We start from the raw sequence: 23,609 nt of genomic DNA on the forward strand, positions 1-23,609 counted from the left end.
TAAAATTAGGCGACAGTTTAGCTTTGTAGGTATGGAATTGACCAGTACTCATAACAACAACTTTGTAGATCATGGGTCAGTATCTGGCTATGACGTTCACAAAAAAGCCAGCGAGGTGCTGGCTCTCATGCTTCATGAGGCTAGCATCTAGTAAGTTTTGTAAGGTAAAAACTTACCCGACAACACTACGTTTACTCTATCACCTTTAGGATCGGCTTCACGCTTGATGTCCATCGAAAAATCAATAGCGCTCATAATACCATCACCAAACTCTTCATGAATGAGCTCTTTAATGGTGCTGCCGTATACATTTACAACTTCATACCAACGGTAGATAAGCGGATCGGTTGGTACAGCGGTAGGCAGTGAGCCTTTGTAAGGCACAATTTGTAACCACGCGATGGCTTCGTCACTTAACTCAAAAATATCGCCCACGGTTTCAGCTTGGCTTTTATCAAAGGTCATTTGCCCTAAACACGCTGCAGTTGTCCACTCTTTCGATAAACCAATAGCGCTGGCAACCTCACTCCACTTAATGCCTTTTCTCACCTTGGTTGATACAATTTGTTGAGTTACTTCTTCTCTACTTGATATCATTTTTTGCTTCCTTCCTTTGATTGAAAAACGAAACAACTCGGTGTTCACCTAAGTAATAGGTACACCACCATAGCTGCTAAAATTGCAGAGATCCCTTGCCATACCGCCACCGGATTGCGCTCTACCAATGGAGCGCGAGCCTTATTCAAAAAAGCTTTGTTGGGTTGGCGTAAATCACAGAGAAATTCGGTGATTTGTTCGTAACGTTTTAAGGGGTTTATGTGCAGCGCTTTTTCTAGGGCATCATCAATCCAAGCTGGGATTTCGCTGTCACTGTCAATTACCGATTGATAGCGTAAGCGCTTTTGCGCTGCATGGCTTTTTGCACCCGCCACTTTAGTACCGTAAGGATAGCGGCCGCTTAGCATGTAGTAAGTAATTACTGCCAGCGAAAACTGCTCTGCGCGGGTACTGCCGCCAATACCCAAAAACAACTCTGGCGCCGAATATAACGCAGTACCTAGCAAATGTTGCTGGGTAATGTCTTGAGTTTGCTCTGCAAGACCTGCGGCCCATACCGAGCCAAAGTCGATGATTTTAATGGTGCCAGAACTATCAATCATAATGTTGTCTGGCTTAAGATCTTGATGGAGCATATCCATGCGATGAAAGGCACGTAGGCCTTTGGCAATTTGCTCTACAATCTCTCTCACCTTAGCGAGTTCTGGCTTGGGATTATCGATAATCCATTGGGCTAAGGTTTGCCCTTCTATGTATTCAAATACCGTATAAAGGTAGTTACGTTGGCGTGGGTTGCGGCTCGCTTTTAACACATAGGCACTGTTAATACGCCGCGCTATCCACTCTTCGGTATAAAAGCGCTCTAAATAATCGGGGTCGTCCCGCAAATCTACCGAAGGCGTTTTTAGTATCACCTGCTCGCCGCTTTGTTCATCCAATGCTAAAAACACGTGGCTTCGGCTACTGGCATGAATTTGTCGAACAATGGTGTAGTTGTCTATGCTCATTCGAGCACTTAACTCTGGGGGAAAAGGTAAAGTCTCTATTTGCTCTTTAAGCTGCTGAGAGCTTTGTTCTGCTAGTTGCTCTACCTTTATTATTTGTAAGCTTAAGTTGTCGTCGCTGCCTGCCTGATAGGCTTTGTAAACAATTTGCGCTGCCGCTGCTTCTAAATCGTTGGCACATTGGGCAATAGTATTGTTGATAAGCTCTGCATCAACAAACTCGTACACACCATCGGTAGCCAACAAAAAAATATCACCAGGGCTCACAGGCAGCGTGTGGTAATCAAACTCACAATATTCTTCAATACCCAGCGCACGGCTTAGGTAGCTTTTATTGTCATTCACCCATAGTCGGTGATCTTTAGTGAGTAACTCTAAGCCCTGCTGATTGAGGCGATACACTCGGGTATCACCAACATGAAAAATATGCGCCTTATTGCCTTTAATCACTAAAGCACTAAGCGTACAAACATAACCTTTGTCTTTGTCGTAATGGTAAGGGCTTTGCTGCGATTGGCTATATAACCAAGAGTTGGTGGCGTCTAAGACCTTTTCTGCTGCATGTTGAACTGACCAAGTTTCGGAGGTGCAGTAGTAATCATCTAAAAAACTTTTTACTGCGGTTTCACTGGCTATTTGACTTACTTCGCTGCTGCTTATGCCGTCGGCCATCACAGCAGCAAAGCCTTTATGATTGAGTAGAGAGCCACGCGGAGTATAGCTTCCATAACTGTCTTGATTAATGTCTTTGCGACCTTTATCAGAACACTGACCGATGGAGATACTCAGCTGGCTCGTCATCTACTGTCCTTTAATTAAGCGTTGCTAGTAGCCGCTTTACTTGGCGCTTCAACCGCTGCTTTAGCTACTTTGCGCTTAGGCGCGGTTCTTACGTGGGTGGTGTAAAGTGTTAAACCAGTGAAGGCTAAACCACCTACTAGGTTACCCAATGCAGTTGGAATTTCGTTCCATAGGAAGTAATCCATGATTGAGAAATCACCGCCCATAATCAAACCAAATGGGAATAGGAACATGTTAACTACTGAGTGCTCAAAGCCCATGTAGAAGAACAAGAAGATAGGCATCCACATGGCGATTACTTTACCGCTAACGTTAGTAGAAATCATTGCGCCTACTACGCCCATTGATACCATCCAGTTACACAACATGCCACGGATGAAAATAGTAAACCAACCAGCAACACCATGTTCTGCGTAACCTACAGTACGTGCTTCACCAATGGCGGCAGCTTTAGCACCTACAGCGCCCGCTTCAATGTTAAACCCGTAGGTAAAGATAAAGGCCATCATGAAGGCAACGGTAAGTGCACCACCAAAGTTACCTAAAAATACAAAGCCCCAGTTTCTTAGCATGCCTTTAACATCAACCCCAGGCCGCTTATCTAACAAGGCCAAAGGCACCAGTACAAACACACCCGTTAATAGGTCAAAACCCATTAAATAAAGCATACAGAAACCAACAGGGAACAAAATAGCCCCAATGAGGAAGTTGCCTGTATTCACTGCCATGGTAATGGCAAAAATTGCTGCCAATGCCAAGATGGCGCCAGCCATAAAGGCTCGAATAAGAGTATCTCGTGTTGACATGAATACTTTAGATTCACCAGCGTCAACCATTTTGGTTACGAACTCCGCAGGAGCTAAATAAGACATAATATTTCCCTATATTGCTTAAGTAGTAGATAAAAACTGTTGGCTGGTTCTGTTCACCTAGGTTTCCCTTGGCGAGTTCACCTTTACAAGTAGAACGGATTTCGTTGCTTCCTTGCTGCTTGGGCCTGTCCCTGACCTACAAAGGGGAAATTGCAATTGTTAAGCCAAACACCACAAAAAACACACAAAACCCTAACAACACGGCAACTGCAGCCTGATTTTCAAATACAATGTGGCAAAACAAAAAGTGTTTATTTAACTGGATTTGCACCGAGATGTTGATAATTGCACCAATAAAGGCCATACGACAAGTTGGTGCAGCAGGCTACTGTCGCAACTCCCCAAGCTTGGGCAGCTCAATGATGAAATTAACCGCTAGCTAACACTTCTTCATGAAACATCATTGGCTTTTAGCACTGCGATAAACAGCGCATCAAAAACTGTTATTTTGCTTTAAAGTAATGCCAAACAAGTAAACGCTCGACATGATAGGAAGCACTAATGAAGCCTGAGATGCGCCACGCCATTATGGAAAAAGCCGTAAAGGCCTTACAAGCGGGTAAATATAGCCAAGCCTTATCTACCATTGGCAAAATCAATAAGCTTAAGTCTCAGCAAGACTATAAAAGCCTAGAGTTGGAGGCGTTTGTACTTTTTCAACAGCAGAAACTAGAGCGTGCTTTAGCCAGCTATAAAAGTTTATTAGCGCTATGCGAAAACCAACAACAACGAAGCGCCACATACAAAAACATGGCTAAGGCAGAAAAACTACTTGGCTTATTTTCATCGGCCATTGAGCATTTTGAACAAAGCTTTAGCTTAACCGGTGAGGCAAATAATGCCGATGTAGCTGCAGCTCTGGGCGAGTGCTACTTAGAAGAAGATAGATATCAAGACTTAGGCAGCTTGGCAGAAAAAATGAAAACCTGGCCGGGGCAATTTGCACCAGCTCAAGCATTACTCATATCTAGCGCTAAACGTCAAAATCAACGAGCGCTCATATTACACCTAATTGAAGAGCTATTGAGCCACAGCAAGTTTGTAGAAGAGTGGCAGCTAGAATTTTCCATAGACACCCTAATGTTCATTCGCGAGCACCAACACGCCGAACAACTGTTACAGCAAGCGCAAATTGATTTTGTAAATAAAGCTTGGATAAGTTTTTACCAAGCAGAACTAAGCGCAAGGAATGGTCACAGCGAACACGTCATAGAGTTGTTGAGCGATGAACTTATTGACCGTCTCGACTTTATGCGCCAAAAGGCGGCTTTTAAACTGCGGGCAGAGGCCTTCGATAAACAGCAAGACTACTCAGCAGCCTTTGCCGATTTTTCGGCCATGGCAAGTTTGAATCACCAACGCGTTCAAGGGCAAACGCGCACAGACAAAGTGGCAGAATTTCAAAAGCTAGACCTGTCTTTCATCAAACAACTAGCTGAGACCAATGAACCACAACCGGTATTTATGATGGGCTTTAATCGCTCTGGCACTACTCTGCTGGAGAACATATTAGATACTCAGCCGAACATCGTTGCCTTAAGTGAAACACGTTCTATTTATAATTTAACTCAAAGTATCACTAGCCAATTTAATAAACGTTATCCGCAAGATCTAGCGACACTAACAGAAGATGAGTTACAACAATTACGGGAGGAATACTTTAGCTACATCCAAAGCTTAGGTTTGGCTCCGCAGGCCAATAGTCTTATAGTGGACAAGTTTCCGCTTTATACTGTAGACCTACCGTTTATCTTGCAGCTCTTCCCAAAGGCGAAGATTATCTTTTGTTTACGCCATCCAATCGACACATGCTTGAGTAACTTTCAGCAAAACTCTGCCAATAACCAAGAGCAAGCCTGGCTTAACCAACTAGGCGATTGCTTTAAGCGCTACCAACAAGTATTCAAGCTGTTTAATCGCTACCAAGCTGAGTTAGCCTTAAATATTCATTTTGTACGTTATGAAGACTTAGTTGAAGATTTAGAGAAAGAAGCCAGCAAAGTGTTTGAGTTCCTCGGGATGTCTGCAAACAGTAGCTATTTGGAGTTTGAGAAATACGCCCAACAAAAAATTGTTATGTCTGCCTCAAGTAACCAAGTAGTTAAACCGATTTATACAGAGTCACGCTACAAGTGGCTTAACTACCAACAATTCTTACAGCCACACATTCCCAAGGTGGCCGAGTTTATTGAACAGTTTGGCTACCAGCACGACGCTCCCCAATAGAGCTTTAGGGGGCTTAGCGTTGCACTTAAGCCCCCTAAAATTGGTTTAATCTAAAGGCTTATAAACAAAATTTGCTTTAATAATGCCGTGGTCTGTGGCACCTAGTTGCTCGTAATGCTCATCGTTTAAATGATCGTTAAATACCTCTAAACCTTTAAAGGCCCAAATTCTATCGCGGCTTTTATCGTAAAACTGCTCACTAAGTAATATATGGTCTAAGGATTCAAGCTGGTTGTTATGCACATGGGTGTAGTAAACATCACGCTGACTACGATATTGCTGCATGGTGCCAGCTGAGTACAAGGCGTTATCGGCCCCTCCTCGCGCATCGCCGTCTAATAAAAAGCGCGGTTGCTCGGTAAGAATATTCAAGGTGTTGCTGGCTTGACCATCATTCAAGTCGCCCAAGACAATCACTGGCGTATCGGTGTGTTTCATTTGCTCAGTTAAGATCATTCTTAACGCTACAGCCTCAGCGGTGCGGCGCAAAGTAGAGATGGCATAACCCAAGGCATTACGATGCGGTTTATGCTGCGCATCGTCATACCAATCTTCATTATCTATTCGTGTAGGTCGTTTCGATTTAAAATGGCAAACATATACATGTACGTTCTCCTCATCGGCATGAGGTTTAATCTGAAAATGCAGCACTGGGCGAGAGAAGCTATTAATATCTAAGTCTAAGGCGCCGGTTTGCGCATCATCCCCTTGGCTGGCTAACTTAAAGCTTGCCGGAAACTGACTAATCCACTCGGCTTGCCCCACCAGCAATTCATTACGCACTGCTGCTGCACAAGCAATTTTACCTTGATGCCCATCGGGCACCAGTAACTGATATTGAGAATCTAACCCAGCATTTTGGAACAAATCCAATAAAGCATCGGCATGCCACAATTCTTGAAAACCCCATAAATCCGCACCAATAGTTTGCAACTGATTTACTAACCAACGCACCTTATTGTCGTACTCGTTTAGCAACCAACCTTGTCGATCCCTATACATCGGTAAATTGGGTCTATTGAGGTTTAAAGTATTCGCTGTCGCTACAGAAAATTTCACCGCCATGGCTTGCTCCGCTTAATTAGTAGTCTCTCATTAAGCAAGTATGGTGCAATTTAGCAGTTTTATTATTGCGGATTTATGATTTTGTTTTTAGGCCAAAGTTATAGCAAGCTTTAAGCGGTATAAGGCCTTGGGAGCCAAATGTTTTACCCTCAAAATCTAGCACTTATGAGTTAGCTACTTAGGCAAATGCGCTTTAATTATTTGATACAACTCCGGTCTACGCTCGGCGATCTCCTTTGGGCTTAAGCCTTCAAGAGAATGCGGATACTTTAACCATTGCTTGGTTTCATGCAGGTAGTAATCTGGCACTCGGTCGGTTTTATTGCGCTCCGGCTTAAAATACGGAACCGCAACCCGAATATCACTGGGGGTATTTAACCTCGCTAAGCGGCTCAGCTCATTAATAATCGCTTCAATAGAGCGACCAGTATCAAATACGTCATCAACAATCAGCAAACGGTCATGATGCTGAACATGCTTCACCAGGTAGTTGAGCCCAAATACCTTAACCTGCTTTGCTTGACTATCTATTGCTGCGGCATACGACGAAGTGCGAATGGCAATATTATCGCTAGCAATACCGTGATAAGCCAAAAACTCTTGAACCGCGATACCAATCGGTGCACCGCCGCGCCACACAGCAATAATAAAGCTAGGTTTAAAACCACTTGCCAATACTTTTTCGGCCAAGCGAAATGAATCTTCGAGTAGCTCTTGCCCGGTGATGTAAAGTTTGTCGCTCATAATTACCTACGATTAAAACTGACCTTTTGGTCAAAGGTGTAGTATAAAACTATCATTATAGAACTCGTAAACTCAAGGACACTTTTCATGCCAATGAGCCAGCCGACAGCCCAACTACAAAAGCACTACTTAGATGAAGATAGTTTAATTCAAGATTCCTTTCGTTTAGCTGTGCATATTTTCGAAAGTGGTTTTCGCCCTACTTTTATCGTTGGCCTGTGGCGCGGAGGCAGTGCAGTAGGCATTTACGTGCAAGAGTGTTTGCAAACCTTAGGAGTTAAAACCGACCATATCTCGGTACGCACCTCCTATCAAGGGCAGGCCAACTATCATCAAATACTCCAAGAGCCCGAGTCGATAAGAGTTCATGGTATTCAGTACTTACTGGAAAACCTAAACGTTGATGATAGCTTGTTGATAGTGGATGACGTGTTTAGCAGTGGCCACAATGTAGAAGCTGTGATTAAGCGTTTAAAATCCAAGCTAAAACGCAATATGCCTAGCCAAGTTAAGATTGCCACCTTATGGGAGCGACCTAAGTTCAATCAAACATCGCTAAAACCGGATTTTTGCCTACACCAAACCGATCAATGGTTAGTCTTCCCCTATGAATTAACCGGCTTGAGCTTAGAAGAAATACAGCAACACAAGAGCTTTGTAGCGCCACTGATTAAACCAGAATTATTAGACAAGTAAAACAGTAAACAATAAAGGGTTATGCCAAGCACAAACCTTTATTGCTTACGATGCTAAATCGAATTAGTTTCGGTCAAACAACTGGTAATCTTCTGGCACATTAAAGTTACTGTTATGAGCAAGTTTGTTCTCTACCGATTGCACATCATAAATGTAGCGAATACGCGCATCCTTCATCCATGCATCCACTTTTTTATCAACCATGTCATCAGCAGCATTCTTAACAATATTGCCCAATAAGTTAGTTGCGGCATCTTCTAAGCCCCCAGAAAAATCGATACTGGTATCGCGCTTTTCTTTTTTCTTATTAGCTGAACAAGCCTTAATATCTTGAAACCATTCCAACTTTATCGAGAGTGGATAACCTTTTATTTTTGCCAGTTCTTGCTGGAAAGCGTTCAACCCTAGGTGGTCGGCTTGTTCTGTATCACCAGTGAATGCGCTAATGGTTTTAAACCCTTCATACCCAAGTAATCTGACTAAGGGGTTATTCTCTCCAACAGCGTCCAAATAGTTATTTGTCGCTTTCTCATGAACGCGCCAAGCTTCTTTCATTTCTGCATTAGGATCGGTAGTCCAAAACACAAACTGCAGCAAGTTTAGGTCTTTCTTACCGCTCTCGTCAGTAAACTCTGTTGACCACTTTACTTTGTACTCTTCTGTCGCTTGTCCCGCTATCTCGCGTTTATTACCAGTAGATATTACTTCAAATTCGTTATTGGTTAGTTCAACGTTGCACTCGAGCTCTTCATAACTTTGATACTCTTCGGTTTCTTCTTCCTCTCCCGAGTGTTCAAGCATTTCCAAGAATCCACTAGTACAACCAGATAACTTACATTCCTGATAAGTTTTATTGCTATGATTTAGCTGCCAAAGAAGATTTTTGTCCATACGGAAAATGCCACTAGCATCAATACCTGCCCACTTCATGTAAAAACTATCGGGTGTAATTTTGTCATAGATAGTGCGCATGTTTTCTCGGGTATAAACAACTTGCTCACCCTTTGAGTCAGGCACATATAAACCATTTAGAACGGTCTTTGCTGTAACTACAGCAGTAAGCTCTTTAGGGGAGTTATCAACGGGAGTAGAAGCACAAGCAGCTAACAGTAAAGCACTAGTTACCAAACTTAATGATGGTTTTATCGAACAACAGCGTTTCACAATGAATCCTTTCATCAAAAAGACAATTGTATCAATAAACAAATAAACTCGCTATTAAGTTATTTATAAACAATGCTTTAACATATTGTTTATACAACGTTAAACTAGCCAAGTCAGATTAGTATTGATGATTAGCTTTTCGATAATTACCTTGGTAATCAAATATCCGATGTTCAATTACCCAGTAGTGCTTTTGCTTTTTAGCGATAACAAAATCGGGGGCTACAAGTTTTGTTATTAGTGCTTCTGCTTCTTTTGCATCGTTAATAAGAGCTGCTTGCTCAGAAACTCGGCGACTAAACAAGGTGTTAAATTGTTGCTTGGCTTTGGCGTAATTAAAGTTAAAGGATTCGCTGAGCTCTGCGCCATCTTCATCGTGATAAACCAATTTAAGTTTATTTCCATCGCAGCTAGCCGAGATGCCGCTGCACCTTAACACTTTACGATCTTTTAACTGCAGCGCATCTTTAAGCTGCTTGTCTGGGTCAATTAATTGAAAGCCACAGCTTTGACATTGCCGTGCTGCAATATCGTTTTCGGCATTACATTGTGAGCATTGTTTGTATTTATAGCGGTAAGTACATTGGGTGTGTTTTGCTGGCTCGTCTGGGTCTGCCACTAACCCTTGGCAACGTCGACCATAATGCTCTATAACATCGCCATCTTTATCGATAATGCCCCAAAACATATTGGCAAATTGGCATTGCGGGCAACTTACCTGTACCAATGTACTGTTAGGGTTGGGTTTTACTTCGCCAATTTCTGGCTGATAGAGATCGTAGTTATTACCTGCATAATCAACAATTAGGCAATCGGTTTTGTCTTTGAATAAACGCAAACCTCGGCCGGCGATTTGTTGATACAAGCTTACCGAAGCAGTGCGCCGCAAAATAGCAATTAAGTCCACATGAGGTGCGTCAAAACCCGTGGTAAGCACCGATACATTCACTAAAAACTTAAGCTGCTGGCGCTTAAACTGTTCAATTAAGCTGTCTCGCTCAGCATTGGCGGTAGCAGCGGTGATGACCGCAGTTTGCCCTTCTGGTAAATAGTGTGCAATTTCCTTGGCATGGTTAACCGAAGCAGCAAACACCATTACGCCTTTGCGCTGCTCTGCCAATTTAACCAGCTGTTTGCATATGGCTTGAGTGACTCGCGGGCAAGCAGCTAAAAACTGGTCGAGCTGTGCCTCGCTGTATTGCTGTGGTAAATCATCAAATTGATAACGCGCCGCAGGAGCATCCACCACCAGCGGCTTAGTTAAATATCCTTTAGCAATGAGATGGCGCATCGGCAGCTCGTAAATACATTTTTTAAACCAAGCTTGGTCGCTGCCACGTACATAGCCGTGATAATGATATTGGTAGATCCACCCTCTATCTAAACGGTAGGGAGTAGCCGTTAAACCCAGCACTTTTAGTTGGGGGTTTTGTTGCTTTAAATGCTGAATAATTTGCTGATACTGGCTGTCATCGTCTTCACTTACCCGGTGACATTCATCAATCACTAGCAAAGAGTAGTAGCCGGAAAATGCTTCAAGGTTACGACTTAAAGACTGCACACTGGCAAAGGTAACTGGAAGTTGGTTTTGTTTTAAGCCTAAACCTGCGGCATAAACACCTGACTCAAAACCATAGTCTTTAAACTTTTGATGATTCTGTTCGACTAACTCTTTGACATGGGCCAGCACCAGAATAGGGTGACGCGCTAAACGCGCAAGTTCGGCAATCACGATGCTTTTCCCGGCACCAGTTGGCAATACCAACACAGCGGAATCGTCACTTTTTCGAAAGTGAGCGAGAACGGCATCTACCGAGGCTTGCTGGTAGTCGCGCAGTTGAAACATTACTTGTTAACCCTAAGCTAGTTAAAAATCGGCTTATTATGCCATGTTTAAGCCGGTGTGCTTTATAGTGATTATTTAGTTGTTTCATAAAGCGGCTACCAAATTGGCATTAAAAAAGGCGGCCTGAGCCGCCTTGTTCAAAAGGGAACAATACTAAGGTAGCACTTCACAGCTTGGCGCTTCAAAGCTTCCGTTGTATCCACCTTGAAGACCAAATGAGGTGCTTTGGCTAGGCGCTAAACGACCGTTGTAAACTTCGTTCACAGCAGTTAAACCTAAACCATCACTTGAGGCTTGGTATTTAGCATTCCAACCATTAACCAAACTAATTGGCTGAGGGAAGCTTAGGTGAACTTTCCACCCGGTTACCTCTTCGCCGCCAGCATTAGTCACCTTAAGGTTGCCTAATACAAAGCCAGTATTCCAAACATTGGCTTCACCAACAGTACAAGTAAGCTCAGAATCACCACCGCCTACAGGAGGCTGTTCACCCGCTTTAACATTTAAGTTTAAGCTAGCTTCTGCTGATAATTCTTCACCTTGCTCGTCGGTAGCAATAACCACAATCACTACCTGCCCTTCTGTTTCTGGCATTGTCAGCGCTACGTTACCGCTGCCTACTCGACTAGTTGCTAATGCGCCATCTACGTATACATTCGCACCATAAGCATTGGCTAAATCAAGACGAAGCTGAACTTCACTGGCGGGTTGAACTTCACTGCCATTGCTAGGAGAGTTAATCGCTACTGCAGGTACAATCGGTTCTGCAACTGTAACTGTGACTTTTGCTTCTGCTGACTTAGCACCTTGGTCATCAATCGCCACGAAGGTGAAACTATCGCTACCAAATGTACCCGTATTAGGTGTGTAGGTCGCAAATTTACCACTAAGACTAACCGAGCCGTTTGCAGGCTGAGAGGCTATCTCGTAACTAACAACATCACCATCAGAATCACTGCCGCTTAGCTCAACAGACACAGCAGTGTCAGACTCAGTGCTAACACTTTGGCTTTGCGCAATAGGCGCACAGTTGATGCCAGTAGTTGGGCCACAAGCAGCCGATGGTTCGTTACCCCATACCAACTCGCCGTTATCATACAAAGCGATGTTATTCGCTAGCTTGTATGCATTGCTAAAGTTTTCCCAAGATGGGTCGTTACTGTTGTCCCAATCAGGGTTGTTGGTATTGGTTGGTAGCGATAAGCGGAACTGCACTTCTTTCTTAGAGGCTGATTGGCCGCCGGGGTAAATATCTACGCCATCAAAGCTAATCTCAGCGTAATAGATGTTGTCTTCGTTATTGCCCCAAGCGTGTAAACCGCTATACCCAGAACCTTGGCTGTAAGCTGTTGATAAACGTACATCATCAACCGAGTAACCAGCATCAAACACTTCAGTTAGATCTACCCAGTAGCGATAACTTAATTGATCGGTTACTCGTGAAGGCCACGCAGTATGGTTGTGTACACGAGTCGCTAACTCAATATGGCGAGTACCTTGTGAGTTAATTTTAGCTTCTACATATAACTCGGTATCGCGAACTTCTTTAGCTGGGAAATTTGCTTCTGCAATTGGATCACCGCCATGGTCAAGCCACAGGCGCGCTAGCGCGGAAGTAAAGCCAGCATTGTAATCGGTTGCCACTTCATTTTTCACGTAGTCGCCACGATCATCGGCCCAGGAATCATCCAAACCTGGGCCACCAACCAATGCACCAACTAATAAGTGACGGTTTTCAACTGGGTCGCCAGAGTTGTCATTCCAGGTACCATGCGCAGTACGGTGATGCGGCTTGGTTGGGTGATAATCGCCATAACCAATTTGGTAAGAAATATTAAGTGGGTTATCACCTAAAATGTAATCCAGCTGGCTTTTAGCAAAGTTGTAATACACATCGGCTTTAGCTGTTTTGTTGGTGTTTTCTTTAAGGTAATCAGAATACACCAAAGCTAAGAAAGAGGTATTTGAGGTATAACGTGCAGCGCCCCAAGTATCTAGAAACGCTAAGCCACCTGGCGTGTAACGAATTTTTTGACCATTGTAGCCAACGGTCCAATAATCTAACCAACGCTCTGCGTCTGCCTGATATTGTGCTTCTCCAGTTAGGCTTGCCATTAATACATAAGCGCCGTAAGACTTATCATCCCAGGCTTGGCCCCACTTGTAAGAACGCGTATCTGTTTGCGGTTCAGTACCTAAAGAGCCGTATTCTGTTTTAGCTTTATTTAGGTAACTGTCGTCGCCAGTTGCGCGGTATAACCAAATGGCACCCCACACCAATTCATCTTGATAGCCACTCCAAGAGTTATAAAAAGCGGTTGCATCGGTAATTGCATCTGAGTATTTACCACGGTAGTTATCGGCAAATGAATACAGCTGCTTGGCGTGCTCTAACAACATAGCGGCATAGCTAGGATCGCTATCTTTAAACACCATCGAAATAGACGCTAACGCTGCTGCCGTTTCACCCGCTAGATCAGAGCCAGGGTTAGCTGCATCAATTTTGTATGAAGGACGCTCCATTTGCATCACTTCGGCCGAGCCCCACCAAGCGTGATCCACGCTACCTTTGCCAACTTGGCCATAAAACTCATTAGGCGCAGTGTGAGCCTTAACAAAATAGTCGGCAACAAAACGTAAATTGTTTTTGATATGTTTAAGCTGGTTGGTTTGCTCGTAAGCTTGTGGGTAATCAACTACCCCCCAAGCAAGCATGGTGGCAGTGGCCGCCATAGGAAAACCAAATTTTACGTGGTCACCTGCATCGTACCAACCACCGGTAAGATCTACGTTGTTATCGCTACCGTCTTTTAGCGCAGAATCACCACGCCATTCGGTACGGTTCCAACTGGGTAATACCCCTGACTGCTGGGCTTCATAAAAATAAATCGATTTTTGTAGCGCTTCACCATAATTTGCTGCTTGAACAGACATTGCACTGGAAATGATCGCGCTTGCTAGTAAGGTTTTCCTTAACATCTTTAGTTATCTCACAAAAATTTATAACGTAATCCTTCTTCAACCATTCTTTGTAGCTGTAAGAAGTAATGCCGTTTACCGAAAACTAAACTCTTTGCCCAATAACCATTGGTGTTGTGCAAGTTCACCGCACAGCTATTGAAGCTTAGGTTTCTGAAATGACCAACAAATATGTTATTCATCAGTAAACCCGCAAGAGCTTACCCTAGTTGGTCAGAGTTTTTTATTTCCAGTGCTAAAAAATACTCGGCAGCTGAAACTGTGAAAAGTTTAGGAAGGATAGTTTTATCATCTAAACAACAAAGCAAAAAACAAAGTAAGCAGCATATAACACTAGTGTTAAGTAAAGCCTTTTCCCAAAAAGTAAAAAAGCCCTCAAATTGTAATGAGGGCTTTACAGCTATACTGCTAATTTAGTCAATAAATTGAAGGTCTTACTAACGCATACGACAGCTCGGTGCAGCAAAGTTACCTGAATGACCACCTTGCAAACCAAAGGAGATACTCGCCCCTGGTGCTAATTGACCATTGTATGCTTCATTGGTGACCTCGATGCTTTGGGCAGAAGCATTAAACACGCCGCCCCATCCACCCACTAGCGTTACACTTTGCGAGAACTCAAGCACTGCGTTCCAAGCTGAAACAGTATTTGAGCCGGTATTTGTAACCGTAATGCTGTTAATCACAAAGCCGCTAGCCCAAGAATCTGCCGCGCCAACTTCACAACTCAAATTTGCCGCTGCCGGTTCAAGCACTTTTAAGCTAATACTGTCTGTTGCATTAAGGTTTTGCCCCTGCTCGTCTTGCGCGGTCACCGTTAAGGTATAATCCCCTACTTCTGCAGGCGCAGTTAACTCACCGCTGGTACCACTAAACGATTGCAGTTGTCCGGCTAGGTTAGTTTCAAACCCTGCGGCATCTTTTAAGCTTACTGTCACACTAAAACTGCTGCCGGCTTCAATACTGGTATTGTTGGTAGGTGCACTTAAGCTCACTTCTGGCTGCAGCGGTACTTCGTTCAGAGCACTTAAAGTAATGCTGTCGCTTACCGCCATCTCGTTACCGTTGCTGTCTACAGCAACAATCATGATGGTGAAATCACCTTCTGCCGAGGGAGTGGTGATACTAGCACTACCTGCAGTAGGTGCGTTTTTCACCAAGCTTCCATCAAGATAAATATTAACCGAAGCCGCTTTGTTCACCGAGTAACCAAGCATGACCTGCGAGCCTGTAAGCACAATGCTGTTTGCAGCCGGAGAATTAATACTTACCGAAGGATTTAGCCCTTGGTAGTAATCATTCAAACTAATACCAGTGGTGCTGCCCTCTCCTCCAAGTGCAACCTCATGATCTAAGCTAATAAATATGCCAGCATCATTAGTCCACAAAGAAGGCTTAAACAAAGCATATTTATCTTCGTCCCAGGTAGTCCAGTCGTGGCCTAGCAAGCCTCCGGTATCGCCAGAGTTAGGATTAATACACCAAAAGGTGTGGTGTAATTGATGCTCAATAATCAAATCACGGATTGCTACCATCCACGCTTCATTTGGGCCACCATCCATAAAGCCGCCCCACTCACCAATTAGTAGCGGTGCAATGCCTTCTTCATGAATAAACATCCAGTTATCTTTCCACACATCTTGGTACAAGGTGTCTTTGTTAAACCCTGGATAGAACCACTCTTGCTCAAATACTAAAGGCCCATAGTCGTGTGGTGAGTACATAAATTGCTGTTGGCGTGCGCCTAAATCAATCGGGAATTCGCGTACGCCACGTAAATTACCGCCCCACCAATTAAAGTGAAAATCGTCTTTTCCTTTGCTTTCCCAGTTTTTACCTTCCACGGGATACGCTTCAATGCCTTCACACATTACTAAGATATGAGGATTAATATCTAACACACGGTTAGATACTGTTTCACAGGCATGCTTCCAGTTGTTTTCATCGGTACTGTCATCCCATTTGGCAAACTCACCAGCGGCACTTTGCTGAGGGTTACCATGGGGTTCATTTTCTAGGTCATAGGCGATTATGGTGTCATCATTTTTATAACGTTCGGTTACCCACTCCCAAGTGGAGTAAAAATCTTCTGAAGTAATATCGCCTTTGTACCAAAGCGGCGCAATATGCCCCATGTTATCGGCTTCGGCACCGTGAACATCAAGCAAGATCTTCATACCACTCGCTTTAGCAGCGGCAATTAAGGCATCAAACACTTCCAATGAAGTAGCTGTCGCTAAATCTGGGTTAGCCGAAGCATTCACTTGAATTGGCACAAACTGGCCATTTTTCCATTCTTTAAGTAACTCGGTAGAAATAGGCACCCGCAGTAAGTTAACACCGCGAGTAGCAATATCCTGAATGGTGCTCTCTAAGTTTACCGACCACAAACCATGCAATACTCGCTCGGTAGTATTAAAGCCAAACCAGTTAGCCCCGGTAAGCCAAACCGTATTGCCTTGCATATCTTTAATTTGATTGCCTTCTACATGAAGCCAATCATCGCCAGGCAGCGGAGCCGCCAGTAAACTTGCGCTGCATAACGAGGCCGCAGCAAAACCCACGCATTTAGCGAGTAGTGTTTTAGATGTTTTCATTATGTTCTCCATAACATGTCCCAATGAGAAAAGCGGCCAATTAAGGCCGCTTTGGGGTGTTAAGTTCTAAGGTAAAATTTCACAGGTAGGGGCAACAAAGGTGCCTGAATGCTCACCTTGTAGACCAAAAGAGGCGCTTGCATTTGGCTCAAGCTGACCGTTGTATACCTCGTTACTAGCGCTAATACCTAAACCATCACTTGAGGCATTAAGCTGGGCATTCCAACCGTTAGCTAGGCTCACTGGGTCGGTAAATACTAGATTCACTTTCCAGCCACTTACCGCTTCGCTGCCTGCATTGGTTACAGTGATACTGTTAATCACAAAGCCGGTAGACCAGGTGTCAGCTTTACCTACTTCACAGCTTAAGCCATCACCTACTGGTGGCTCTGCACCTTGCTTAACCACCAAGCTTAAACTGGCTTCTGCGCTTAACTCGCTTCCTTGTTCATCAGTGGCAATGACCAAAATAGCCACTGCACCTTCTGTAGCAGGCATGCTAAGAGTTACCGCACCACTGCCAACTCGGTTGGCGGCTAATGCGCCATCTAGATAAACATTAGCGCCGTAAGCGTTGGCAACATCAAGCTGCAACACAACGTCACTGCTAGGGCTAACCTCTGTGCCGTTATCCGGTGAGCTAATAGCTACCGCTGGGATTATTGGCGCAGCAACCTCAACCGTTACCGTCGCTGTTTGAGAGGCTTCACCTTGATCATCAGTTGCGGTAAAAGTGAAGCTATCGCTACCAAAGAAACCTGCATTAGGTGCGTAGCTAGCAACATTACCCGTTAGCGTTACCGTACCCTGACTTGGCTGGCTAGCAATGGCATAACTTGCTATAGAACCGTCACTGTCGGTAGCAGATAAGGTGACAGAAGCCAGAGTATCAAAGGCTGTATCTACCGATTGATTTTGAGCAATTGGCGCACAGTTTATACCGGTAGCACCACCACAAGCGGCACTTGGCTCACTGCCCCACACCAAAACACCCGCATCGTACATGGCGATCTTCGGTGCCAGTTCATGTGCATTAGTGTAGTTATCCCAAGATGGATCGTTTGCGTTATCCCAATCTGGATCGTTGGTATTGGTTGGCAAGGCTAGTCGAAACTGGACTTCTTTTTTCGATGGCGATTGACCACCTGGGTAAATGTCTACGCCAGCAAAGCTAATATCTGCGTAGTAGATGTTGTCACCATCATTCCCCCATGGATGCAAGCCGCTATAACCAGTACCTTGCGAGTAAGCCGTTGAGATAGTTACATCGTCAACAGTGTAACCCGCAGCAACCACTTCAGTTAAATCAACCCAATATCGAATACTTAGGTCATCTGTAACACGAGAAGGCCAAGCTGTGTGGTTGTGAACTCGGGCGCTAATTTCGATATGGCGCGGCCCTTCTGAGTTTACTTTTGCATCAACAAATAACTCGGTATCGCGCACTTCTTTAGCCGGGAAATCGGCTTCAGCAATTGGCGCTCCACCATGATCTAGCCATAAGCGCGCGAGAGCTGAAGTAAAGCCGGCGTTATAGTCGGTTGCAACTTCGTTCTTATAGTAGTCACCACGGTCATCGGCGTAAGAATCATCATCACCAGGGCCGCCCACTAATGCGCCCACTAACAAGTGACGGTTTTCTTCTGGATGGCTCGATAAGCTATCAGCCCAGGCGCCATGCGCCGTGCGGTGATGAGGTTTGGTTGGGTGGTAATCGCCATAGCCAATTTGGTAAGAAATGTTTAGCGGGTTATCACCCAAAATGTAATCTAATTGGCTTTTCGCGAAGTTGTAATAGGTTTCCGCCTTGCCTGCTGCAAGGTTATTGGCTTTTAAAAAGTCGGAATAAATCAGCGCTAAAAATGACGTATTAGAGGTATAGCGCGCTGCGCCCCAAACATCCAAAAAGGCTAAGCCACCCGGCGTGTAAGTGATCTTTTCGCCATTAAAACCAGTGGTCCAATAATCTAACCAGCGCTCTGCATCATCCTGATAAACTTGCTCGCCAGTAATTTTTGCTAACAAAACATAAGAGCCATAAGACTTATCATCCCACGCTTGGCCCCATTTGTAAGCGCGATACTCCGTTTGTCCCTCGGTGCCTAAATTAGGATATTCGAGTTTGGCTTTATCTAAGTAAGCAACATCGTTAGTGGCTTGATACAACCAAATTGCTCCCCACACCAACTCGTCTTGATAACCACTCCATGAGTTATAAAAGGCTTTTGCATCGGTAATCGCATCTGAGTATTTGCCACGATAATTATCGGCAAAGGCATAAAGCTGCTTGGCGTGCTCCAACAACATCGCCGAGTAACTAGGGTCACTGTCTTTAAATACCATGGAAATGGCTGCTAGCGCTGCTGCGGTTTCCCCCGCTAAATCAGAACCAGGATTAGCTGCATCAATTTTGTATGATGGACGTTCCATTTGCATTACTTCGGCAGAACCCCACCAGGCATGGTCTACGCTGCCTTTACCTACTTGGCCCCATAATTCGTTTGGCGCGGTATGGGCTTTAACAAAATAGTCGGCCACAAAACGTAGGTTGTTTTTAATGTGTTCTAGTTGGTTGGTTTGCGCATAAGCTTCTGGGTATTCCACTACCCCCCAAGCCAACATTGTGGCGGTAGACGCCATTGGGAAGCCAAACTTAACGTGGTCGCCTGCATCATACCAACCACCGGTTAGATCTACATTGTTGTCGCTACCGTCACCAAGTGCCGAGTCGCCACGCCATTCATTACGGTTCCACTCGGGCAAAACTCCCGATTGTTGAGCTTCGTAAAAATAAATGGATTTTTGTAGCGCTTCACCATAATTGGCTGCGTGCGCCGACACCGCACTGGTTACCATCGCCGTAGCGAGAAGTGTTTTCCTTAACATCATTGCGTATCTCTCTATATTTGCAAAATTAGCTATTTTCTTCCTCTTCATCTTTGTGAAGGTAAGAAGCACACTGGTGTGTAAACCGCTGCAAACGAAGAGCTTAACCATGCCATGCTAACTCATGAACGCTCTCATTAGGCCTCACACCATTTTTGGCAAACCTTACTTTGAGGTTTTACTCAATAATGAAACTAGCAAGCAAAAAACAGTTCTCAAGGCCTTTATTGACAAATATGAAACTAATCAAGGAAAAGATTTTTGTGATGAAATGAAAAGGAAAAAATCAGGCTTGTTTCATACAAAATGTTGCGCGAGGTCGCGAATGACGACTGATAAGACCAGCGTCATTCCCATTTAAAAGCAGTTTTTACTTTGATATTTTTTTAGAGAGGCAAATAAAATCAGGCACTTAAGGCTTCTTCCACTGCGACTTCTCGATACTTAATGCGCTTATAAACCAATACCATAACCATGGTAATGTTGGCAGTTAGTACTAAGGTAGTGGTGACCGACAGCAGAGGATCTCCCACTACAAATACCGTATAAGACCAGGCTAACACCGCATTACATTGGAACATAATCCAACTTAAAAACGAGATATCTTTAGCGGGGCCTTTTATCCGCATTAAGCGAATGATTTGCGGGCTGAAGGACAAAATAGAAATGATCCAACTGAAGGGATACAAAAATTGAATAAACTGTTCCAAGTAAATCTCCGATAGCCAAAACGCGCCATCCGAGGCGAACAGTCATACCATTAGTGCAGGCAAAAATTAGTGAGTAATTCTAAAGCTGCGCGATGATACACCAGCAACGCTAACTGGTCAAAATACAATCAAATAATTACTCGACTTTATGTTGATACATATCTTGGTCTGCCAAGGCCAGGATGCCTTCAACCTCCATGTTTAAATCAACATCAATATAGCCGATGGCCACCGTGTACAAGGGCAAGTCTTGCTCGGAGTATTGAGCAAACTGGTCGGTAAAACGCTGGGCAATGGCATCAAAATCAGAATCATGCTCAATTAATACTAAAGCAACAAACTCGTCCCCGCCCATGCGACCAATCACATCAGAGCTGCGTACACATTTGTGCATCGCTTTAGCCACATCAATTAATACTTCATCCCCTACGGCATGCCCGTAGTTATCGTTAATTTGCTTAAACTTGTCTACATCGAGGTAGAATACGCCCAAGCGAGAGCCCATGCGTTTTGCTAAGCGGATCCGCTGCTGAGCTAAAGAGCAAAATCCGCGGCGGTTGTTTAACTCGGTTAAAGGATCGGTAACCGCCAATTTTTGCATATGAGTGTATAACTCAAGCAAAGACAAGTCGGCTTCCAAAATATCTTTTAACTGCTCGATAAGTTCAAAGTAAGTATCATCGTAATTGGTTTCTCGATAATCCATCACACAAAAAGTGCCAAAAGCTTTTCCATTTGGCCAAAATACCGGTACGCCTAAATATGAGCGAAACCCATCGCCATGCACCTCTGGATTGCTATCCCAGCAAGGATCTATCATCGCATTCGCCACATACAAGCTTTTACGCGTTTCAACAATTTTTCGGCAGAAGATATTGGCCTGCGGCTCTACCACCATGCCCGCGCTGTAGGGATTCGTGTTCTGCTCGCTAGCAATAGTGATTTGGTAACCACTTGGTGTGTGTTGTACTAAAAAGCCAGCAGGCGCATCAAATAATTTAGCTAGCAAGTTAACAGTACGCTGCCATTTAGTAAGAGATATTAGGTCATTTGGGTTGGATAAAATCCATTGTTCTGGGTCAATCGCGGGCTTTAAGGGCATCTACACCTCCAAAATAACCAAACTCACCGAGTTAGCTAAATAAGGCCTTAGCTAAGCTGATAAATAAAGTTTATGAAAGAAGTACTTATAGTGCCCGCTATCAATAATCGTTAACTAAGACTTGAAGCCTGATCAACTGGCAAGAAATATTTACTATAGGAAAAATAAATGGGGTGAGGATAAGACGAGTTTCTTTAGTTAACACTATTTATGAGCGCCTCCGCAGCCAGAGTTCTGCCACATATCAATTTGCTCTTCGGTAAGAAAAGCGCCTTGCTTGTTGGTATTAGATTGCTTGATAGATGCCAGCAAATCCTGATTATAGTTTTGATTATCTTCAGCCTTATTGTCGCCGCTACTCGTGGTAGCTTGGCTAGAACAGGCTGAAATAAGTACGCAGATTATTACCGGAATTGCAGATTTCATCACTTAGGCCCAATGCAACATTTGCTTAACAACTTAGTCTGAGTTTAGCTCAAAGTCATCCTGTTTTTTCTAAAGACGCTGAATCGAAGCTTAATTAAGTCACATCAAAAAAAGATCTCGATGATTTTGCTAGCCTATTCGCCAAGCCTTAGGACTGATCAATGACTAATACCAAAATCAACAAGACAATTGAAAACTTCACTTGCATTGAAGAAGCATTGCGCTACTTCGAAATCGACTTCGATAAGGGTTTTATTGATGAATGCCGAGACTTGTTAGTTAAACGTTTTGGCGGCAACCTCATCTTAAGTAAAGCAGATGACTGGTTTTCAGCACGCCGAGCCTTAAAGAATGCTTACTGCAAAACTCAGCGTGAGCGTTTAGACAAACATACCCGCTCGGCTTGTCGCGGCTGTACTTCCTGTGAACGTAGGTAAACTCAGGTAAAATTAATTGCCCACCCACGAGCCATTTACACATTTATAGCTACCTATGGTCGCCCCTTCTGGATACACATTACCGCCGTGTACGCAATCAGCAAAGCTTGGCAAACTAAGTAATAGTGTCACTAGCACAAGCCCTATTTTAAGTATTTTCATGGCTATTTCTCCTCGGTACTATCCGTTGGCGGCTGTTCTGTAGTTTCAACGTGAATACCATTGCGTTCAGTCAAATCCATCGTTGTAATTAACGTAGGCTCGGGGTCTGGACTTATTAAAGTAAAATTTCCATTTAAACATTTCAGATTACCTAGCTGGGCTCCCTCTTGATATACATCTCCTTGCAAGGTGCAATTGGCACTCACAGCAAAACTTAAGGGAAGTAGATAAAAGATCATTTTCATCATTTTTTACACCACCTTTCTATCTTAGCTTGCCATCGCTGTCTCCACCCCTCTTGTTGCGCAATCAATTGCGCTTCAGTGCTATAGGTCTTTCGACTAGCCTCTAGGCTAGCGTTGGGTACAGAGTCAACTTTAAGGAAGTACTCCAAGCTCACTAGCTTTTCATACTTCTCAGCGTCAATGTCTATCATTGACTGCTTTAAATCGTTATCTAAAAGAGATCCATAGAGAGACTTGGAGTTGAATAGCATCTTAGCCAACACTTCTAGATCTTCCTGCTGTTGTTTCTTTAATTTGTCTGGGTCAAGCGATTCAGATTGTGAATTAGACTTACCTAAACGTAAGCCTTGTAAATTAGAAAATATAAAACTGGTTTGAGAAAATATTAGTGGCAGATTCTCTTCCTGACCTGAAAGTTCTATGGATACGTCTTTTAAGTTGCTCCAATAGACTCGAGCGCCATTAAGCTTAGTTTCGTTAAAATTTAAGTTTTCCATATTTACATAGCTAAAATCAGGGAAATTAAAGGTCGTTCTAGATAAATATGAACCCGTCAGGTTCACGCAATACAAACTGGTTGTTGTAAATGTGATGTCGTTTAACTCGATATAAGAAAGATCCTTGCCTGCTAAAGACAGAAACTTCTTCTCTTGAAAATACCTTGTGGTATCAAACAACTTGGCAAAGTCATTATCTGAAATGAACTGAATGACCTGAGCTAATAAAGTAGATGTGCTTAAACTCTCCAAAAGCAACTCAGAACGAGATACTACGAATCTATCTAAAGCTTCTTCATCAGAGTCTTTAAACACCAACAGCGCTTCGCTAATTGCGGAAACATAATTTGCTACGTTTGCCACTTGGGCAGCATCTTTTTGCGCCTTAAGCTCCTCAGAAAAAAGATCTGCCGACGTTTGAATAGATTTGTATGCAACACCCACCGTAACAATGACTGTGACAACTGTAGCGATAAACCCTAGTACGCCGTGATGTAAATCAACCCAACGAAAGAACCGCTTAACAGATGAAAGACTCTTATCACTCATGTGAATTCTTAAACTGATGATAACTTTATCTAATGACTTGATG

Annotated in this window: 19 protein-coding genes; 3 read left to right on the plus strand and 16 right to left on the minus strand. The window is 43.7% G+C overall.

The features are described from left to right. Positions 1–147: 147 nt before the first annotated feature. Genes cynS through OV592_RS15745 form a run of 3 tightly spaced genes read right to left on the minus strand, consistent with a single transcriptional unit; the run spans position 148 to position 3,235 of the window. Entirely contained in the window at positions 148–597 is a 450-nt protein-coding gene (gene cynS / locus OV592_RS15735; protein WP_152779823.1) for a cyanase, read from the minus strand. A gap of 44 nt (positions 598–641) precedes the next feature. Beyond that, entirely contained in the window at positions 642–2,363 is a 1,722-nt protein-coding gene (locus OV592_RS15740; RefSeq protein WP_406609217.1) for a protein kinase domain-containing protein, read from the minus strand. A 14-nt stretch (positions 2,364–2,377) separates the two neighbouring features. Then, a complete protein-coding gene (locus OV592_RS15745; RefSeq protein ID WP_406609218.1) occupies positions 2,378–3,235 on the minus strand; it encodes a formate/nitrite transporter family protein in 858 nt (285 codons plus the stop codon). Positions 3,236–3,736: 501 nt separating this feature from the next. Here OV592_RS15745 and OV592_RS15750 point away from each other — a divergent pair. Next, positions 3,737–5,461: a tetratricopeptide repeat-containing sulfotransferase family protein gene (locus tag OV592_RS15750; RefSeq protein WP_406609219.1), complete on the plus strand. Its 1,725-nt coding sequence runs from the start codon at positions 3,737–3,739 to the stop codon at positions 5,459–5,461. A gap of 45 nt (positions 5,462–5,506) precedes the next feature. Here the strand turns inward: OV592_RS15750 and OV592_RS15755 are convergent, their stop codons facing one another. Both OV592_RS15755 and OV592_RS15760 read right to left on the minus strand, forming a co-directional pair. Then, a complete protein-coding gene (locus tag OV592_RS15755) occupies positions 5,507–6,526 on the minus strand; it encodes an endonuclease/exonuclease/phosphatase family protein (RefSeq protein ID WP_406609220.1) in 1,020 nt (339 codons plus the stop codon). Positions 6,527–6,700: 174 nt separating this feature from the next. Continuing rightward, the gene (locus OV592_RS15760) at positions 6,701–7,270 is read right to left on the minus strand and encodes a phosphoribosyltransferase (RefSeq protein ID WP_406609221.1); all 570 of its coding nucleotides are present in this window, start codon (positions 7,268–7,270) and stop codon (positions 6,701–6,703) included. A 93-nt stretch (positions 7,271–7,363) separates the two neighbouring features. On the opposite strand from OV592_RS15760, the gene OV592_RS15765 reads away from it, so the two are divergent. Beyond that, positions 7,364–7,966 carry a phosphoribosyltransferase gene (locus OV592_RS15765; protein WP_406609222.1) on the plus strand — a complete coding sequence of 201 codons (603 nt, stop codon included), beginning with the start codon at positions 7,364–7,366 and terminating at the stop codon, positions 7,964–7,966. A gap of 63 nt (positions 7,967–8,029) precedes the next feature. On the opposite strand, the gene OV592_RS15770 is transcribed toward OV592_RS15765, so the two are convergent. The 8 genes from OV592_RS15770 to OV592_RS15805 form a co-directional block, all read right to left on the minus strand. Continuing rightward, positions 8,030–9,130 carry a hypothetical protein gene (locus OV592_RS15770; RefSeq protein WP_406609223.1) on the minus strand — a complete coding sequence of 367 codons (1,101 nt, stop codon included), beginning with the start codon at positions 9,128–9,130 and terminating at the stop codon, positions 8,030–8,032. Between the two features lie 118 nt (positions 9,131–9,248). Then, entirely contained in the window at positions 9,249–10,976 is a 1,728-nt protein-coding gene (locus OV592_RS15775) for a DEAD/DEAH box helicase family protein (RefSeq protein ID WP_406609224.1), read from the minus strand. Between the two features lie 153 nt (positions 10,977–11,129). Further along, positions 11,130–13,955 (minus strand): glycoside hydrolase family 9 protein, encoded by a 2,826-nt coding sequence (locus OV592_RS15780; protein ID WP_406609225.1) that lies wholly within the window; start codon positions 13,953–13,955, stop codon positions 11,130–11,132. Positions 13,956–14,392: 437 nt separating this feature from the next. Beyond that, complete coding sequence (locus OV592_RS15785) at positions 14,393–16,552, minus strand: cellulase family glycosylhydrolase (RefSeq protein ID WP_406609226.1); 2,160 nt, start codon at positions 16,550–16,552, stop codon at positions 14,393–14,395. A gap of 66 nt (positions 16,553–16,618) precedes the next feature. After that, on the minus strand, positions 16,619–19,441 hold the full coding sequence (locus OV592_RS15790) for a glycoside hydrolase family 9 protein (RefSeq protein ID WP_406609227.1): 2,823 nt from the start codon (positions 19,439–19,441) through the stop codon (positions 16,619–16,621). 401 nt (positions 19,442–19,842) lie between these two features. After that, a complete protein-coding gene (locus OV592_RS15795) occupies positions 19,843–20,148 on the minus strand; it encodes a hypothetical protein (RefSeq protein ID WP_406609228.1) in 306 nt (101 codons plus the stop codon). A 136-nt stretch (positions 20,149–20,284) separates the two neighbouring features. Next, complete coding sequence (locus OV592_RS15800) at positions 20,285–21,250, minus strand: sensor domain-containing diguanylate cyclase (RefSeq protein ID WP_016400989.1); 966 nt, start codon at positions 21,248–21,250, stop codon at positions 20,285–20,287. Positions 21,251–21,454: 204 nt separating this feature from the next. Continuing rightward, positions 21,455–21,676, minus strand: a complete 222-nt coding sequence (locus OV592_RS15805) for a hypothetical protein (RefSeq protein WP_406609229.1) — start codon at positions 21,674–21,676, stop codon at positions 21,455–21,457. 161 nt (positions 21,677–21,837) lie between these two features. Here OV592_RS15805 and OV592_RS15810 point away from each other — a divergent pair, with 161 nt between their 5' ends. Continuing rightward, entirely contained in the window at positions 21,838–22,113 is a 276-nt protein-coding gene (locus OV592_RS15810) for a nitrogen fixation protein NifW (protein ID WP_152779847.1), read from the plus strand. 12 nt (positions 22,114–22,125) lie between these two features. Here OV592_RS15810 and OV592_RS15815 read toward each other — a convergent pair whose 3' ends face one another. Genes OV592_RS15815 through OV592_RS15825 form a run of 3 tightly spaced genes read right to left on the minus strand, consistent with a single transcriptional unit; the run spans position 22,126 to position 23,566 of the window. Beyond that, the gene (locus OV592_RS15815; RefSeq protein ID WP_016400986.1) at positions 22,126–22,275 is read right to left on the minus strand and encodes a hypothetical protein; all 150 of its coding nucleotides are present in this window, start codon (positions 22,273–22,275) and stop codon (positions 22,126–22,128) included. 2 nt (positions 22,276–22,277) lie between these two features. Next, on the minus strand, positions 22,278–22,523 hold the full coding sequence (locus OV592_RS15820; RefSeq protein ID WP_406609230.1) for a hypothetical protein: 246 nt from the start codon (positions 22,521–22,523) through the stop codon (positions 22,278–22,280). Next, the gene (locus OV592_RS15825) at positions 22,520–23,566 is read right to left on the minus strand and encodes a pentapeptide repeat-containing protein (protein WP_406609231.1); all 1,047 of its coding nucleotides are present in this window, start codon (positions 23,564–23,566) and stop codon (positions 22,520–22,522) included. Before OV592_RS15825 ends, OV592_RS15820 begins: the two co-directional genes overlap by 4 nt. Between the last annotated feature and the right edge of the window lie 43 nt (positions 23,567–23,609).

The sequence above is a fragment of the Agarivorans sp. JK6 genome (assembly GCF_045277145.1).
Taxonomy (GTDB): domain Bacteria; phylum Pseudomonadota; class Gammaproteobacteria; order Enterobacterales; family Celerinatantimonadaceae; genus Agarivorans; species Agarivorans albus.